Annotated in this window: 16 protein-coding genes; 7 read left to right on the top strand and 9 right to left on the bottom strand. The window is 61.6% G+C overall.

Annotation, left to right across the window (positions count from 1 at the left end):
• Window positions 1–66: 66 nt before the first annotated feature.
• From ACTD9P_RS07725 to ACTD9P_RS07695, 7 genes are all read right to left on the bottom strand, one after another.
• On the bottom strand, window positions 67–921 hold the full coding sequence (locus tag ACTD9P_RS07725) for an alpha/beta hydrolase (RefSeq protein WP_438867237.1): 855 nt from the start codon (window positions 919–921) through the stop codon (window positions 67–69).
• The gene (locus tag ACTD9P_RS07720) at window positions 918–1,721 is read right to left on the bottom strand and encodes an alpha/beta fold hydrolase (RefSeq protein WP_438867236.1); all 804 of its coding nucleotides are present in this window, start codon (window positions 1,719–1,721) and stop codon (window positions 918–920) included. The genes ACTD9P_RS07725 and ACTD9P_RS07720 overlap by 4 nt, the downstream gene beginning before the upstream one ends.
• Before the next feature lie 97 nt (window positions 1,722–1,818).
• Window positions 1,819–2,262: a hotdog fold thioesterase gene (locus ACTD9P_RS07715; RefSeq protein WP_438867235.1), complete on the bottom strand. Its 444-nt coding sequence runs from the start codon at window positions 2,260–2,262 to the stop codon at window positions 1,819–1,821.
• A 30-nt stretch (window positions 2,263–2,292) separates the two neighbouring features.
• Window positions 2,293–3,942 carry an AMP-binding protein gene (locus ACTD9P_RS07710; protein ID WP_438867234.1) on the bottom strand — a complete coding sequence of 550 codons (1,650 nt, stop codon included), beginning with the start codon at window positions 3,940–3,942 and terminating at the stop codon, window positions 2,293–2,295.
• An 85-nt stretch (window positions 3,943–4,027) separates the two neighbouring features.
• Window positions 4,028–4,477, bottom strand: coding sequence for a phosphohistidine phosphatase SixA (gene sixA / locus ACTD9P_RS07705; RefSeq protein WP_438867233.1), 450 nt, complete (start codon window positions 4,475–4,477; stop codon window positions 4,028–4,030).
• Window positions 4,474–4,821, bottom strand: coding sequence for a DUF4389 domain-containing protein (locus ACTD9P_RS07700; RefSeq protein WP_438867232.1), 348 nt, complete (start codon window positions 4,819–4,821; stop codon window positions 4,474–4,476). Before ACTD9P_RS07700 ends, sixA begins: the two co-directional genes overlap by 4 nt.
• An 11-nt stretch (window positions 4,822–4,832) precedes the next feature.
• Entirely contained in the window at window positions 4,833–5,858 is a 1,026-nt protein-coding gene (locus ACTD9P_RS07695) for an NAD(P)H-dependent glycerol-3-phosphate dehydrogenase (protein ID WP_200434258.1), read from the bottom strand.
• A 193-nt stretch (window positions 5,859–6,051) separates the two neighbouring features.
• Between ACTD9P_RS07695 and ACTD9P_RS07690 the strand changes: the two genes are divergently transcribed.
• The 5 genes from ACTD9P_RS07690 to fabB all read left to right on the top strand — a co-directional run bounded on the left by ACTD9P_RS07690 (window position 6,052) and on the right by fabB (window position 12,998).
• A complete protein-coding gene (locus ACTD9P_RS07690; protein WP_438867231.1) occupies window positions 6,052–8,172 on the top strand; it encodes a TonB-dependent receptor plug domain-containing protein in 2,121 nt (706 codons plus the stop codon).
• 1 nt (window position 8,173) lies between these two features.
• Window positions 8,174–9,103, top strand: a complete 930-nt coding sequence (locus ACTD9P_RS07685) for an ABC transporter substrate-binding protein (RefSeq protein ID WP_438867230.1) — start codon at window positions 8,174–8,176, stop codon at window positions 9,101–9,103.
• Window positions 9,100–11,001 carry an ATP-binding protein gene (locus ACTD9P_RS07680; RefSeq protein WP_438867229.1) on the top strand — a complete coding sequence of 634 codons (1,902 nt, stop codon included), beginning with the start codon at window positions 9,100–9,102 and terminating at the stop codon, window positions 10,999–11,001. The genes ACTD9P_RS07685 and ACTD9P_RS07680 overlap by 4 nt, the downstream gene beginning before the upstream one ends.
• 249 nt (window positions 11,002–11,250) lie before the next feature.
• On the top strand, window positions 11,251–11,766 hold the full coding sequence (gene fabA, locus ACTD9P_RS07675) for a 3-hydroxyacyl-[acyl-carrier-protein] dehydratase FabA (RefSeq protein WP_003210552.1): 516 nt from the start codon (window positions 11,251–11,253) through the stop codon (window positions 11,764–11,766).
• Window positions 11,767–11,777: 11 nt separating this feature from the next.
• Window positions 11,778–12,998, top strand: a complete 1,221-nt coding sequence (gene fabB / locus ACTD9P_RS07670) for a beta-ketoacyl-ACP synthase I (RefSeq protein ID WP_012723103.1) — start codon at window positions 11,778–11,780, stop codon at window positions 12,996–12,998.
• Between the two features lie 184 nt (window positions 12,999–13,182).
• On the opposite strand, the gene ACTD9P_RS07665 is transcribed toward fabB, so the two are convergent.
• A complete protein-coding gene (locus tag ACTD9P_RS07665) occupies window positions 13,183–14,808 on the bottom strand; it encodes a methyl-accepting chemotaxis protein (protein WP_438867228.1) in 1,626 nt (541 codons plus the stop codon).
• 205 nt (window positions 14,809–15,013) lie between these two features.
• On the opposite strand from ACTD9P_RS07665, the gene ACTD9P_RS07660 reads away from it, so the two are divergent.
• Window positions 15,014–15,430 (top strand): OsmC family protein, encoded by a 417-nt coding sequence (locus ACTD9P_RS07660; RefSeq protein WP_438867227.1) that lies wholly within the window; start codon window positions 15,014–15,016, stop codon window positions 15,428–15,430.
• A 63-nt stretch (window positions 15,431–15,493) separates the two neighbouring features.
• On the top strand, window positions 15,494–16,360 hold the full coding sequence (locus ACTD9P_RS07655) for a pirin family protein (RefSeq protein WP_438867226.1): 867 nt from the start codon (window positions 15,494–15,496) through the stop codon (window positions 16,358–16,360).
• Window positions 16,361–16,473: 113 nt separating this feature from the next.
• On the opposite strand, the gene ACTD9P_RS07650 is transcribed toward ACTD9P_RS07655, so the two are convergent.
• Complete coding sequence (locus tag ACTD9P_RS07650) at window positions 16,474–17,199, bottom strand: dienelactone hydrolase family protein (RefSeq protein WP_438867225.1); 726 nt, start codon at window positions 17,197–17,199, stop codon at window positions 16,474–16,476.
• Window positions 17,200–17,227 lie beyond the last annotated feature (28 nt).

The raw sequence follows: 17,227 nt of genomic DNA, 5'->3' as shown, positions 1-17,227 counted from the left end.
GTATTCATAACGTTCATGGTTGACTCCCTTTCAATCCGCCCAGCCTCGGCAGTTGACCCCGCCAAGTCAAGGCGTGGAGAAGAACCGATTGAAACAGTCTGCAACAAGGATCGCACCGGGCTCATCATTCAGGTGTAAATGATGGCCGCCCGGCAGCGTGTTCACCGTAAAGGGTAGCTGAGAAAGCAATTCGGAATGTTTCGCCAGCATGCCGTCAGCCGCGACCACCAATTGTGTAGGGCAACCTACGCGCTTCACGAAAGCCATCGCCTGCTCATCGGTCAGGCGCATCGGCGATGCCAGGGTCAAGCGCGCATCGGTGCGCCAGGTATAGCCGCCCGGCACGGGCATCAAACCGCGCTGGGCCAGCAGTTCAGCGGCTTCACGGCTGACCGCCACCACGCCTTTCATGCGCGCTTCAACGGCCCGATCCAAGGTGCTGTAGACCGGTTTGCGCTTGTCTTGCAGGCTCAATTGCGCCTGCAAGGCCATGCCGAGGCGCTCGGCAGCGTTCTCGCCAGCGGCGGTCGGTGGGATCACGCCGTCGATCAACCCCAGGTGCGTGACGCGTTCCGGCAGCGCCCCGGCCAACACCAGGGAAACGATGGCGCCGAGGGAATGGCCAAGTAATGCAAAACGTTTCAAGCCCAGTTGTTCAGTCACTTGCAGCACATCGAACACGTAATCCCACAAGGCATAACCGGCCCCGGCCGGCCGATGGGCTGAGTGCCCATGCCCGGCCATGTCCAGCGCAACGATGCGCAGGCCCGTAAGCTTGGGCGCCAGCCGTGCAAAGCTGTTGGCGTTGTCCAGCCAGCCATGCAGGGCGATCACCGGCAGGCCGTCTTCGGGCCCGAACAGATGCGCGGCCAATTCTATATGCGGCAGGCTCAGGCGTACTTCTTCGACCGGGTTGCTCATGCGCAACTGCGCTCGCGGGCTTGCCAGCGGGAAAACAAGTTCTTGATCAAGGTCGCGGTGTCCTGAGGGCGTTCAAGAGGGAACATATGGCCGCCCGGCATGGTGAGCATTTCGCCCATGGGCAGGCGGTCGACACCACTGGCATGGTGACGCATCACCACCCGGCTCTGGCGCCCGCGCACCACCGCCAGTGGCACTTTCAGTTGGCGAACCTGACCTGGGCTGGTGTGGGGCACGCCTCGGTAGATACTGATCTCGGTGGCCGGGTCAAAGCGCAAGCGCAGGCGATCGCCCACCTGTTGCAAGCCGTGTTGCAAGTACGCGTCAAAGCACTCCGGGTCGAAGCCGCGAAACAGCGTCTTGCCGGCGAAGTAGCTGCGTGCGGCAGCCAGGTCGCTGAATTCTTCACGCCGACCCAAGGTGCGCCCGGCGGGGGTCAGGCGGTCGATAAAGCCAAAACGTTTGGCGGCGCGAATCACCCAGCGGTCAGCGCGGGTCAACACCGGCGAATCAAGCATTACCACGCCACGGTACAGCTGCGGGCAGCGCATGGCCGCATGCAAGTGCAGCACACCGCCCAAGGAATGGCCCACGCCCCACACCGGCTCCGGTTGCTGTTCCAAATGGTGGATCAGCTCATCCACCAGGTTCTGCCAGTTGTCGTCCACTGGAAACCTGGGGTCGTGACCGTGCTGCGGCAAATGCACCACCGCGTATTCCGGGGCCAGGGCGGCAAACAACTTGCCGTAGGTGGCCGAAGGAAAACCATTGGCATGGGCAAAAAACACGTGCTGCGACATACAGGATCCATCTACAAGAACAGAAGTGAATTGTCACCAGCCTTGAGCCGCAGAGCAATGACTGTAACCGCCAGGAATGATGACACTCACGCCACGCCTATCGTGCCGGCGGGTTCTCGCCCAACGGCACCACGGCCATGGTCAGGCGCGACACGCAGCTGGCCTTGCCATCGTCGCTGGTCAAGCGAATGTCCCACACCTGCGTGGTACGGCCGATATGAATCGCCCGTGCTACCGCGGTCACCCGCCCACTGCGCACACCACGCAAGTGGTTGGCGTTGACCTCAAGGCCCACGCAATAGAACTTGCTGGCATCAATGCACAGGTAAGCCGCCATGGAGCCGACGCTTTCGGCCAGCACCACCGACGCGCCACCGTGCAGCAGGCCGTACGGCTGGTGGGTGCGAGGGTCGACCACCATGCTTGCGGTCAACGACTCGTCGTCGAAGCTTTCGAAACGGATATCCAGCAATTCACCGATGGTGTTTTTCTGGATGGCGTTGAGTTGCTCGATATTCGGTTGGGTGCGCCACAAGCTCATGAAGTTGTCCTTATTGGTTTTATTACGACCCTAATCCTGCCACACAATGGTTTCGCTGCGTTCGCTCCAGGGCGAAAATTGTGCACCGTAAGTCGACTCGATCACGTTGCGTTTTATCTTCAAGGTCGGCGTCAGAAAGCCGTTTTCCACCGCCCAACTGTCTTTGACCACCACCAGTTGGCGCAAGCGCTCGTGCTTGTCCAGCGCGCCGTTGACCTGTTCCAGCCAGCGCTCCAGGCTGCTGCGCAGCGCCTGCCGGTCCTGGCTGCCGGCCGACAGCACGCACAAGCCCATCGGCGCCAACAGGCCATCGCCAACCACACAGACTTGTTCGATGCGTGCATGTTCAGCCAGGCGGTTTTCGATCGGCACCGGGGCCACGTACTTGCCCTTGCTGGTCTTGAAGATCTCCTTGAGCCGTCCGGTCAGGCGCAGGCGCCCATCGGCGTCCTGCTCGCCCTTGTCACCGGTGCGCAGGAAGCCATCCTCGGTGAGGGTTTCGGCGGTTTTCTGCGGGTCCTTGAAGTAGCCGAGCATTGTAGCGCCGCTGCGCACCTGCACTTCGCCCGCCGGGTCGATGCGCACTTCGACGCCAGGGCATGGCAGGCCGATCCAGCCGAGCGTTTGCTGGCCAGGGCGGCATACGTGGGAATAGCCGCAGCTTTCGGTCATGCCATACACCTCCAGCACGTCCAGGCCCAGGCGTTGATACCAGCGCAACAGCGCCTCGGGCACCGGCGCTGCGCCGGACAGCGCGATGCGTAGCGCATCCAGGCCCAGCCCGACCAACACTTTGTGGCCGACGCGCTTGCCGATAAGAGGCAGGCGCAACAGGGTATCGAGGCGTTTTTCCGGGATTTTGGCGTAGACGCCCATCTGGAACTTGGTCCAGATACGCGGTACGCCGAACAAGGCCGTGGGGCGCGCCCGGCGCAGGTCGGTCAGGAAGGTGTCGAGGCTTTCGGCGAAAAACACCGTTTGCCCGGTATAGATCGCCGCCAGCTCGACAAACATGCGCTCTGCCACATGGCACAGCGGCAGGTAGGACAGCAGCCGGTCATCCTCGCCCAAGCCAAATATCTGCGTGCCGCGCGTGGCGGCAAACCCCAGGGCACCGAAGGTTTGCATCACGCCCTTGGGCAAGCCGGTGGTGCCGGAGGTGTAAACAATAGTGGCCAGGCTCGCGGCCTCTGGCAGAGGGTTGTCCTGGATCGGCGAACAGCCTTGCAGGTCTGCCCAACTGAAATCAAACTCACCCGCTGGGCACAACGGCAGGCTGATGGTCGGCAAACCGGCGGGAATCCCCGGCGCCATCGCAGGCCAGTCATCCAGCTTGCCGATTAATACCAGCACCGCCTCCGAATGCGTGAGCACGTGATTGACGGAGTCCGCCGTTAGGTTGGGGTACAACGGCACCGACACATGCCCGGCCATCCAGATCGCCAGGTCGGCAATGATCCAGTGCGCGCAGTTTTTCGAGATCAGGGCAATGTGCGAGCCCTGGGGCAATGCCCGGGCGCGCAGCCAATGCGCGGCGCAACGGGCCTGGTGGCCGACATCGCCCCAGGTGAGCGTCTGCACCTCGCCTCCGCCGATGGGTTGCACCAGAAAGGGTTTGCGCGGGTGTCGCGCTTCACGTTCGAAGAAGACCTGCAACGGCAAACGAAAAGCGACAGGCATGGGACGCGCTCCTTTGTGATCCGATGATAGCCAACCAAGCACTTGCTTGGTTGACTATATAGCACACAAAAAGAAGCGATCCAGCTTATGGGTTTTTTACGCTGACCAGGCTCATCAGCCCCGCCAGCGGAAAATCGCCTTCCAGTTCCGCCAGGCTGGCGGTGTGCATCGGCTCCGGCTGACGCTGATGGCCATGCTGCAAAAAGCTGATCAGGCTGCCCACCAAGGGTTGGTGGCTGACCAGCAGCACGTTGTCATCGGTGTCGAGCTTCTCCAGCACTTGCAGCGGGTTGCCGTCGGGCGTCAGCCACCGCACGGTGCGGACCTGCGGTTCAAAACCCAATGCATCACGCACCAGATGCGCCGTCTGCTGCGCCCGCACATAGGGGCTTGCAAGGATGGCACTGATAGGCTGGCCAATCAGGTGCGCGGCACTGCGCAACACTTCGCCACGGCCATGCTCGGTGAGGTTGCGTTCGGCGTCGGTGCGCGCATGCCCTTCGGCTTCACCGTGACGCAAAATCCATAGCTTCACAGCTTTGGCTCCTCATCACGCGCCGGGTGCGGCGCGGGTGGCACGCTGTGGGCGGCTTCGCCTTCGGGTGCGCGCGGGGTTGGCCAATCGGCAAACGGCCAGGGTTTCTGCTCGGTGTGAAAGCTGCCGAAACGGCCGATCTGCGCCAGGAACTGGCTGAGGCTGTCGCCAACGTTCATCAGGCCCAGGTTCGGCGCGCCGTAGATCAGGCGATAAATCAGCTGCACCACCACCAGCGCACCGAGCAGGAACTGCGCCACTTGCCACACCAGGGCAAACACCAGCATCCACAGGACGCGCAGCAGGATGGACTCGTATTTTGGGCTGTCTTTCGGATCGTTCATGTGCGCGTTCCTCAGTTGAAACCGCTGGTGGAAATAAAGTCGACGTCGGTTTTCGGCTCGGCGCGCATCAGCAGCTCGATCACCTGGTTCAAGGTGCGCCCTTCAAACAGGATCGCGTGCAGCCCGGCGACCAGCGGCATGTACACACCGACTTCCTGGGCCTTGGCCTTCAACACCTTGAGGGTGTTGACGCCTTCGGCGACTTCGCCCAGGCGCGTGACCGCGTCTTCCAGGCTCAGGCCCTGGCCGAGGGCGAAACCGACTTGATAGTTGCGGCTTTTGGGCGACGAGCAGGTGACGATCAAGTCGCCCACGCCCGCCAGCCCCAGGAAGGTCATCGGGTTGGCGCCCTGGTTCACGGCAAAGCGGGTCATTTCCGCCAGCGCGCGGGTGATCAGCATGCTCTTGGTGTTCTCGCCCATGCCCAGTGCCACGGCCATGCCGGCGATGATCGCGTAGACGTTTTTCAGCGCCCCGCCCAGCTCGACGCCAAAACGGTCGCCACTGGCGTAGACGCGAAAGGTGCGGCCATGCAGCACAGCCTGGACGCGCTCGCAGAGTGCTTCGTCTTCGCTGGCAACCACTGTGGCGGTCAGCGCGTGCTCGGCGACTTCCCGTGCCAGGTTCGGCCCGGACAGCACACCGATGCGCGCCTGCGGGGCGATCTCGGCAAGGATCTCGCTCATCAGCTTGAAGGTGTGCGCCTCAATGCCTTTAGTCAGGCTGACCAACAGCTTGCCGGCCAGGCGTTCGGCGTGGGGCGCCAGCACCGAGCGCAAGGCGCTGGAAGGCAGTGCGACGAAGCACAGGTCGCAGTCGGTCAGCGTGGCCAACAGGTCGGTGACCGGTTCCACGGCCGGATGAATCTTGATGCCTTTAAGGTAACGGGGGTTTTCCCGATGCACGCGAATGGCCTCGGCCTGCTCGGGATCGCGCATCCACTGGCGTACCGCGTGGCCGTTTTCAGCCAGCAGGTTAGCCACGGCGGTACCAAAACTTCCGCCTCCCAGGACCGCAATAGGGCGCTGTTCAGTCATATGCAATCCGTTAATCCTTACATGGCGATGGCGGCATTATACGGGGCGACCCGCTTGCGGCCAGCCCCCGCGTCAATTCGTGCGCTTGTCGGAAAATGCCACAATTGTGTGAAGTAATTACAAGTCCCACGACTGGCAAATGGCCCCACCTCAGTTAACATGGGCGGCTATCCGCAATTATCAAGGCTGCACCGTGTATCTGGGCCCTCCTCCTCGCTCATCTCTGTTGCTGATGTTGCTGTGCAGCACACCTGCGCTGGCTGATGACCTGTTCCTCGACAGCCAGCCACTGCCGCAAGTGTTGACCGCCACACGCCTCAAGCAATCGGCCGCGGCCGTGCCCGGCAGCATGACGGTGATCGACAGCGAGCTGATCAAGGCCAGTGGTGCACGCGACATCGCCGAGCTGTTGCGGCTGGTGCCGGGGATGATGGTCGGCTACACCACCGGCAACCAGGCGGCGGTGAACTACCACGGCACCAGCGCCAGTGACGCGCGACGCATGCAGGTGTTGATCGACGGGCGTTCGGTGTACCGCGCGGGCCTGGCCACCGTGGACTGGAGCGACATTCCGGTGGCCATGGAAGATATCGAGCGCATCGAGGTCTTCCGTGGCCCCAACACCGTCAGCTACGGTGCCAATGCACTGATGGCGGTGGTCAATATTCTTACGCGCTCACCGGCCAACAGCCACGGCTCGCGGGTCAAAGTCATCCGCGGCCAGCGCGGCATCAACGACTACTACGCCAGCCAGGGCGTAGGCTGGGAAACCGGTGACTTGCGCCTGTCCTTGTCCGGCCAGCAGGACGATGGCTTTGACAGCAACGCCGTCGGCGCCGACCGTCGCGACAGTCGCCGCCTCAACCGCTTCAGCCTGGCAGTGAGCCAGGCCCTGAACGCGCAGCAGAGTCTCGATTGGCAATTTGATGCCAAGGAAGGCACCAACCAGCGTCCTTATACCTACATGCCGGTGTTTGCCGGGATTACCGAAGGCGGCACCAATTCCGATGTCGTCGCCAAGGACTATGCCGGGTCGTTGCGCTGGAACTTCGATTTCAACCCCGAACACAGCTTGTACATTCAGGGCTCTGCCCAGCAATGGGACCGCCAGCAGGTCTGGAAAGCCTGTGACGCCAAGGTCTCGTTCAGCCCGGAGCTGACGCGGTTGTGGCAGTTGAACCCCAACTATGCCGAACAGCTGGCGCGGCACATGGACACCTACAGCCAGGGTGTCGCACCACCCGGCAGTGCCGCCGAACAAACGCTGGGCAACCAGGTACTGGACCAGTGGCGCAACGGCGCCAACCAGAGCGTCTGTGGCGACATCGACCAAAGCACCCGCGAAAGCCGCTACGACCTGGAGATCCAGGACACCCTGAGCCTGTCCGATAGCCTGCGCCTGGTCAGCGGCATGAACTACCGTTACGACCGCGCCGACTCCGACACCTATTTCAATGGCACCCTCGACGACACCACCTGGCGTTTGTTCGGCCACCTGGAATGGCGCGCCAGCGAGCACTGGCTGCTGCAAGGCGGCGCCATGTACGAAGACACCCACCTGAGCGGCAACTCGCTCACGCCACGGGTGGCGGTCAACTACCTGATCAACCCGCGCCACGGCCTGCGGGCGGTGTATTCCGAGGCGATTCGCTCGCCGGACATGTTCGAGAACAACGTCAACTGGAGCTATCGCGTCACCAATTTGAGCTCCCCGGCCTACGGGCAGAACTCCGGGCAATATTTTGTGGTAACGCGGGGCCCCGGCAACCTCGATAAAGAGTTGATGCGTTCACGAGAGCTGGGCTACAACGGCTTCTTTGCCGACTTCGGGTTGAATGTCGACGTGAAACTGTTCTACGACGAAATCACCGAGATGATCAGCTCACCGCTGCGCAACAACCAATACATTGCCAGCAACGCCAACAGCGCGCGCTTCACCGGCGCCGAATCGCAGTTCGACTGGCGCATGAGCAATACCGACCGCCTGCGCCTGACCTATGCTTACGTCGACGCCGCTTCCAGCAACCCGCTGGACAAGGCGCAAACCGCACGCAACAGCGGCTCGGCCGGTTGGCTGCGCGAGTGGGGCCACGGCTGGTCCAGTGCGCTGTTCTACTATGGCGACGATGCGCTCAACCAATATCGCTTCGAACGGGTCGACCTGCGGGTTGCCAAGCGCATTGCCCTGGGCAAAGCCAATGTGGAGCTGGCCGGCATGTTGCAACAACGCCTCGATAACCAGCCCACCACCTGGGCCGATAACAACTACGACAGTCGCCATGTCCTGTACTTCAGCGCGGAGCTGGAATTCTGACATGGGCGCTCAGTCACGGATGACCCCCTTCTTTATCTTTCAGCTCTGGCGCCGCGCCTTGCTGCTGGTGTGCCTGTTGCTGACCGCGCCAGCGTGGAGCGCCGATATCCTGTTGACCGCCGCCGAAGACGGTGCCGGCGTTCAGGCCTTTACCCAAGCCCTCGCCCAGCAGCGCCCCGCAGACCACGTGAGCTTTGTCGCGCTCAAAGACTTGCCCGCGCCGAGCCAGTTACCGCCCGGCACACGCCTGATCCTGCTGGACTTGCCCGGCCTCGATTGGCGCCTGCAGGATGACCAGGGCCCACCGACCCTGGTGTTACGCATCAGCCGCCTGCAAGCGCGCCAGCGCCTGGGCAGCACCCACCCGGCAAAAATCAGCCTGTTGTGGAGCGACCCGCCGCTGGCGCGCCAGCTCAGCCTGATCGCCAACATCCTGCCGCAGGCCCAACGCGTCGGTGTGCTCTATGGCGCCGACAGTGAGTTTCTACTGCCGCAGTTGCGCGAATATGCAGCGCCCATGGGCCTGCAGATCGTGCCGCAGCGCTGGGACAACATCAACGACAGCCGCCCGCTGCAAAACCTGCTCAAGAACAGTGACGTGCTGCTCGGCCTCGACGACCCGCAGTTGTACAACCCGAAAACCGTGAAGAATCTGTTGCTCAGCAGCTATGCCCAGCAACTGCCGCTGGTGGGGCCCAACGCCGGATTCGTCAAGGCCGGCAGCCTGGCCAGCACCTACAGCGATCAGGCCGACTGGCTGGCGGTGCTCGACCGCCTGCTGGATCATCCGCCCGCCAACTGGCCACGCAGCCTGTACCCGCAACACTTCAAAGTCGTGGGCAACCCGCAGGTCGCGCGCTCACTGGGGATCGAACAGGTGGACGAAGCCGCCGTCGCCGCCCGCTTGGCCGAAGGAGAGAAACGCCCATGACCTTGCGTCGTCGTTGGGACATCAACACCCGCACCCAGCTCATCACCCTGGGCCCGGCGCTGTTGCTGACCTTGCTGTTGATCAGCTTCTTTACCTTCGTGCGTATCCAGGACTTGCGCCAGGAACTGGACCACACCGGCCAGTTGATCGCCAACCAACTGGCCCCGGCCACCGAATACGGGGTGATTTCCGGTAACAACGACGTGCTCGAAAGCCTGCTGCGTGCCACGCTGGCCACCCCGCATGTGCGCTTTCTGGAGATTCAGGACAGCACCGAGAACATCCTGGTGTACGTCGAGCAACCGTCGGAAAAACACGACCGCTCGCTGTCGGTGAAAGTGTTCCAGGCGCCGATTCGCTTGCAGCATATCCAGCTGGGCAATGACTTTTTCCAGGACAACCTCAACGAACCCAAGGCGCCGCGTGCCGATTACCTGGGCCGGGTGATCGTCGGCATGTCCAACGACGCCTTCAGCCAGCGCCAGCAGGAGATTCTGTTCAAGGCCGGGATCCTTGCGCTATTCGCCCTGCTGTTTACCTTCCTGCTCGCACGCCGTCTGGCCGCCAGCCTGTCGCAACCGATCAGCGCCATGGGCCACGCGGTAAAAGCCATCCAGCAAGGCGACTACAAGACGCCGCTGCCGATTGTCGATGACTCGGAGCTGGGCGACTTGTCGCGGCATATCAACAACCTCGCCGAAGGCCTTAACCAGGCCAGCCGCGAACAACACCAGGCCATGGCCCAGTTGATCCAGACCCGCGAAGAAGCCGAACGGGCCAACAATGCCAAGTCGGACTTCCTGGCGATGATGAGCCACGAGCTGCGCACGCCCATGAACGGTGTGCTGGGCATGCTGCAACTGCTGGAAACCACCGAGATGACCGAGGAGCAGACCGAGTACGCGGCGCTGGCTTCGGAGTCCACCGAGCACCTGCTTAAGGTCATCAACGACATCCTCGACTTCTCCCGTATCGAACGCGCTGCGCTGGAGCTGGAACATATCCCCTTCAACCTCGCGGACTTGATCAGCAGTTGCGCCCAGGCCTTCCAGCACAGCGCCCAACAGCGCGGGTTGAGCCTGGAATTGCCGATTCCGCTGGGCATGGACGCCCTGCGCGTGCAGGGTGACCCGACCCGTGTCCGCCAAATCCTGGTGAACCTGATCGGTAACGCGCTCAAGTTCACCGAGCAAGGCAGCGTCACTGTCGAGCCGCATTGGCAAACCCTCGACCATGAGCTGGTGTGGTTCACCTGCACAGTGCGCGACAGCGGCATCGGGATTTCCGCCGAACGCCTGGAGCTGATGTTCGATGCGTTCCAGCAGGCGGACAGTTCCATTTCAAGACGTTACGGCGGTACCGGCCTGGGACTGCCCATTGCCCGCACGCTGGCCGAACGTATGGGCGGCACGCTGCGCGCGCAGAGCCAGGAAGGCCGTGGTTCGGTGTTTACCCTGGAAATCCCACTGGCCATCGACCAGCACAGCGTGCCGGCAATCGCCCTTAACGCCGAGGGCAAGGCCAGCGCGGGTGATGGACGCCATGTGTTGCTGGTGGAGGACAACCCGGTCAACCGCACCGTGGTCGAAGCCATGTTGCGCAGCCTGGGGTTTGAAGTGAGCCTGGCCACCGATGGTGCCGAGGCGATCCGCAGTGCCGAGAGCCTGATTTTTACCGCGATCCTGATGGATTGCCGCCTGCCGCTGATCGACGGCTACGAAGCCACTCGCCAGATTCGCCAACTGCCCGGCTGCGCCGACCTGCCGATTATCGCGCTGACGGCCAACGCGTTGCAGGGTGATCGCGAAGCCTGTCTGGCAGCCGGAATGAACGATTACCTGGCCAAGCCGTTCAAACGCACGGATTTGCAGCAAATACTGCAGCGCTGGGTGCAATAGCGCCGCGCCATCAACCAACTGCGACTGGCGTGAAAGACGAAAGTGCGGCAGTCTTAGGCACCCAAACGGGCCGATAAACAGGCTCGGTTTAAAATTTCAGTGAACAAGTGTACATTGAGTGCCTTGACGCTGTGACTTTCACTACAACGCAATAGTCTATGTGTAGGCTGCCGGTATGAGGCATGAACGCTTCATTCGGTTCGGGAAGATTTACCCTGCCCTGCCGCATGGGATTATTGAGGAGCTCGCATGACCAAACAAAACGCCTTTACTCGGGAAGACCTGCTGCGCTGCAGTCGCGGTGAGCTGTTCGGCCCAGGTAACGCGCAACTGCCCGCCCCGAATATGCTGATGGTGGATCGCATCACCCATATCAGCGAAGAAGGTGGCAAGTACGGCAAAGGTGAATTGGTCGCCGAGCTGGATATCACCCCTGATCTGTGGTTCTTCGCCTGCCATTTCGAAGGTGACCCTGTGATGCCGGGCTGCCTGGGCCTTGACGCCATGTGGCAACTGGTCGGTTTCTACCTGGGCTGGCAAGGCCTGCCAGGTCGTGGCCGTGCCCTGGGTTCGGGCGAAGTGAAGTTCTTTGGCCAGGTCCTGCCGACCGCCAAGAAAGTCACCTACAACATTCAAATCAAGCGCGTCCTCAAGGGCAAGCTGAACCTCGCTATCGCCGACGGTTCGGTCACCGTCGACGGTCGCGAGATCTATACTGCCGAAGGCCTTCGGGTCGGCGTATTCACTTCCACTGACAACTTTTAAGGGTTATCCGCATGCGCCGCGTCGTTATCACTGGTCTGGGCATTGTTTCTTGCCTGGGCAATGACAAAGAGACCGTCACCGCTAACCTGCGTGCAAGTCGCCCTGGCATCCGCTTCAACCCGGAATATGCCGAAATGGGTCTGCGTAGCCAGGTTTCCGGCTCCATCGACCTGCCCCTCGAAGAACTGATTGATCGCAAGATCTATCGCTTCGTCGGCCACGCTGCCGCCTACGCCTACCTGGCCATGAAAGACGCCATCGCCGACTCCGGCCTGAGCGAAGACCAGGTTTCGAACGTACGCACCGGCCTGATCGCCGGCTCCGGCGGCGCATCGACCCTCAACCAGATGGAAGCGCTGGACATCCTGCGCGAAAAAGGCGTGAAGCGCGTTGGCCCGTACCGTGTAACACGGACCATGGGCAGCACCGTTTCGGCCTGCCTGGCCACACCGTTTGCGATCAAGGGCGTGAACTACTCGATCTCCTCCGCCTGCGCCACCAGTGCTCATTGCATCGGTACTGCGGTTGAGCAGATCCAGCTGGGCAAGCAAGACATCGTCTTCGCCGGCGGCGGCGAAGAAGAACATTGGAGCCAGTCGTTCCTGTTCGACGCCATGGGCGCGCTGTCCACCCAGTACAACGAAACCCCGGAAAAGGCCTCCCGCGCCTACGACGCCAAGCGTGACGGTTTCGTCATCGCCGGCGGTGGCGGCATGGTGGTGGTCGAGGAGCTGGAACACGCTCTGGCCCGCGGTGCAAAAATCTACGCGGAAATCGTCGGCTACGGCGCTACTTCCGACGGCTACGACATGGTTGCGCCAAGCGGCGAAGGCGCCATCCGTTGCATGCAGATGGCCATGTCCACCGTGGACACCCCAATCGACTACCTGAACACCCACGGCACTTCGACTCCGGTCGGCGATGCCAAGGAAATGGAAGGTGTGCGTGCGGTGTTCGGCGACAAGGCTCCGGCCATCAGCTCCACCAAGAGCCTGTCGGGTCACTCCCTGGGCGCCGCCGGCGTTCACGAAGCGATCTACTGCCTGCTGATGATGGAAGGCAACTTCATGGCCGGCTCGGCCAACATCGACGAGATCGACCCGGTCGTCGCCGATATGCCGATCCTGACCAAGACCGTTGAAAACGCAAAAATCGACACCGTGATGAGCAACAGCTTCGGCTTCGGTGGCACCAACGCCACCCTGGTACTGAAACGCTGGCAGGGCAAGTAAGCCCTGCAGGTTGATCACCTGAAAAAGCCCCGACTGGTTCGGGGCTTTTTTGTGGGCAATGGAATGAGACCGAGCCGCCTGCTTCGCGAGCAAGTCGAATCGTCGCACCGCTGCTCCCACATTTGGAATGCATTCACCTGTGGGAGCGGGCTTGCTCGCGAAAGGGCCAACTCGGTCTCACGCCCTACACCGAAAACCGCGCCACCATGGTATTCAGGTCCACAGCCAACCGCGACAACTCCTGGCTCGCCGCACTGGTCTGGTTAGCGCCCGTCGACGTCTGATGCGCCAGATCGCGAATATTCATCAAGTTGCGATCCACCTCACGCGCCACCGCCGCCTGCTGCTCCGAGGCGCTGGCAATCACCAGGTTGCGCTCATTGATTAAGGTAAAGGCCGACGCAATCTCCTCCAACGCCGTGCCCGCCGACTTGGCAATATCCAGCGTAGAGCGCGCGCGCGTATTGCTCTGCTGCATTGAACTGACGGCTTGATCCGTGCCCTGCTGAATCCCGCTGATCATCAACTCGATTTCCTGGGTCGACTGCTGCGTGCGATGGGCCAAGGCCCGCACCTCATCCGCTACCACCGCAAACCCTCGCCCCGCATCCCCAGCCCGCGCCGCTTCGATCGCGGCATTGAGCGCCAGCAAGTTGGTCTGCTCGGCAATCGAGCGAATCACATCCAACACCTTGCTGATGCCATAGACCTTCTGCGCCAAGTCCTCAACCTGGGTCGCGTTGGAGGTGACGTCATCGGCCAGCGCTTCGATCGACACCACCGTCTGATGCACCTGCTCGCGCCCATGCTGGGCAATACGATCAGACTCGCGGGACGCCTGTGACGTGGCCACCGCATTGCTCGCCACCTCCTCCACCGCTGCGGTCATCTGGTTGACCGCCGTGGCGGCCTGTTCGATTTCCTGGTTCTGCTGGTGCAAGCCACGGGTCGCGTCTTCAGTCACGCAACTGAGCTCTTCAGAAGCCGAAGCCAATTGGTTCGAAGACTCGGCAATCCGTCGGATGGTGTCGCGCAGGTTCTCCTGCATGCCCTTGAGCGCCTGCTGCAAGCGCGCGGGCTCATCGTTGCCGGTGACGTTGATCTCACCGGTGAGGTCGCCGCCCGCCACGCCCTGAGCGACTTTCAGCGACTGCGCCAATGGCAGCACGATGCTGCGGGTCAGCCAGACCGCCAGGCCAATGGTGATCAATGCCGTGAGCACGATCATGCCGACCACCCACGTACGCGATTGCGTGAACACGCTCTGCGCCAGGTTCGCGGCCTGGTTGGCACTGGCCTTGTTCAAGGCCACCAGGTCGTGCAAGGTCGTGGCCATCTCATCGGCCAGTTGATTCATCTCACCGTTGACGATCCTGATCGCGTCCTCCAGCTGATTGGCCTTGGAAAACCCCATCACCTGCTCCTGGCGTTGCAGGTATTGCTGCTCCTGGTTCTTGAAGCGATCAAACAGGGCACGCTCTTCGGGCAGCACGATCAGCCCTTCATAGAGCGCCTGCGCCTGGTGCAAGCCGTTTTTCAGGTCGGTGAGTTTCTGTTCGTTTTGCGCCAGCGCCTGCGGGTCACGATTGACCAGCAGGCGCAAGGTGAGCGCGCGCACCCGCAGCAGGTCCTGGCTCATCTCCCCCACCGCCATCACGCTGGGCAGCCAGTTGTTCTCCACCTGATCGGACTGCTGGCGCATATTGGCCATCTGCAGCAGAGCGAAGCCGCCCAAGGCAAACACCATCAACGCCAGCACACCAAAGCCTAAACCCGCGCGCGGGGCGATATTCAAACTACGGATACTCATGCCAGGATTCCTTCCTAATGCGCTGCATCCACCTGCAGCAGGTCTCCTCAAAGGTATCGGCCCTTTACTCAGTTTGCGTAAGACGAAAACGCGATATCAACGCGCATTGCAATCGCGCGAGCAGCCATTGGAAAAAACGCGGAACACTGAAGTGCCAGCATGCTCTATAACTGCATGACCTTTTCCTGCCCTTGTGAGGTTTGCCATGCCTGTTACCGTCAATACCCTGAACCACGATAACTTCCGCCATAGCGTGAACATCAACAATCACGAACTGTTCACCGACCTGCCAAAGAGCCTGGGCGGTGACGACTCGGCGCCCTCGCCCCACGACTATTTCGACGCCGCCCTGGCCTCGTGCAAGGCGCTGACCGTCAAGCTCTACGCGCAGAAAAAAAACATTCCGCTTACCGGCGTCACCGTGGAAGTCACCCACGACAGCACCGAGGAGCAAAAAGGCAAATACAAGCTCAACGTCAAGCTGACGCTCAAGGGCGTACTCACCGACGCACAGCGCGAAGAGCTGCATCGCGTCGCCGATAAGTGCCCGGTACACAAGCTGATGACCACCGCCGAAGTCAGCATCGAGACCAAGCTCGCCGAAGGCGCTTTCAGCCAATAGCGCCAACCTCCCGTCGAGCGGGTTATGCTCAGGCTATCTAACCCGCTCAGACAGGGACGCCCCATGACCACCCTTACCTTGATCCGCCCGCGCGCCGAAGACGTCGAAGGCCAGCCGATCCTGCGACCTCTGCCGTCACGCGAATGCCGCAGCGTCGGGCCTTTTGTATTTTTCGACCATATGTTGTCGACCCGCTATGCGCCCGGTACTGGCATGAATATCCGCCAACACCCGCATATCGGGCTATCCACCCTCACCTATCTGTTTGAAGGCGCCCTGCAACACAAGGACAGCCTGGGCTCGGACCAGGTGGTGCAAGCCGGCGACGTCAGCTGGATGACCGCCGGCAGCGCAATTGCCCACGTCGAGCGCACGCCCGAAGCCCTCAAGGCCAGTGGTTTCAGCCTGCACGGCCTGCAAGTGTGGCTGGCCTCGCCCAAGGACCACGAGACCGGGCCGGGCCACTACAGCCATCATGCGGCGGCAAGCCTGCCGGTGAGCGATAACCTTGGCGTGCAGATTCGCCTGATTGCAGGCTCAGGCTTCTGCCTTAAATCGCCGGTGCCGGTGCTGTCGCCTACGTTGTATGCCGAGGTACAGATGCAAACGGCCACCACCTTGCTGATCCCGGATGAGCATGATGAACGCGCGGTGTATGTGCTGGACGGCGAGGTGCAGTTGGAGGGTGAGACAGTGGAGGCGCATAGCCTGGTGGTGTTGCCAGGCGGGCTGGAAATGACCTTGTTTGCCGAAAGCGATTGCCACATGGTGGTGTTCGGCGGCGCGCCGCTGGATGGGCCACGGCGGATCAATTGGAATTTTGTCGCCAGCGACTCGGCGGTGATTGAACAGGCCAGGCAGCGCTGGGCGGCTGGGGATTGGCCGACGGTGCCGGGGGAGTCGGAAAGAATCGAGTTGCCGGTGAGATGATCGTTCCCACGCTCTGCGTGGGAATGCAGCCCGTGACGCTCCGCGTCACCAAGAGCGGACGCAGAGCGTCCAGCGAGGCATTCCCACGCAGAGCGTGGGAACGATCAGTGGGGCTATTTGAACACTTCATCCAGCAAGTTATGCATCGACTGGAACGCACGCTTGGCCGTTTTCGCGTCGTACATCATCTTGCCCGGTACATTGGCATGCGGGTCGGTGAAGGAATGCACTGCGCCGCCGTAGCTCAGCAACTGCCAATCCACACCGGCGGCGTTCATTTCCTGCTCAAACGCCGGCAGTTGCTCTTTCGGGACCAATGGATCGGACGCGCCGTGCAGCACCAGCACCGAACCCTTGACGTGCTTGGCACCGGCCGGGTTTTGTGTGTCGATGGTGCCGTGGAACGATACGGCGGCCTTCAACGGCGCACCAGTACGTGCCAGCTCCAGCGAGCAGAAACCGCCAAAGCAGAAACCGAAGGTCGCCAGCTTCGAAGTATCAACCGCCGCTTCGGTCTGGCTCTGCAATTGCTCAAAGGCCGCCTGCATACGCTTGAGCAGTACAGGGTTGTCATTCTTCAACGGCATCATTGCGGCACCGGCTTCATCGCCATTCGACGGGCGTACGGTTTGCCCGTACAGGTCTGCGATCAACACCACGTAACCTTTGCTGGCCACGCTCTTGGCGATTTCCTCGGCACCCGCACTCACACCCATCCAGTTCGGCGCCATCAGCAGGCCCGGCAGCGGGCCGTTGTGGCTGGCGTCGAATGCCAGGCGGCTTTCATAAGACTGGCCATCAATCTGATAGACCACGGAACGTACAGTGACTTGGCTCATCATTTACTCCAGTTGAGGTGCGTTAGAA

Source organism: Pseudomonas onubensis (assembly GCF_965653655.1).
Taxonomy (GTDB): Bacteria; Pseudomonadota; Gammaproteobacteria; order Pseudomonadales; family Pseudomonadaceae; genus Aquipseudomonas.
Note: the sequence above shows the minus strand (reverse complement) of the source record. Positions and strands in the feature narration are given on the sequence as shown.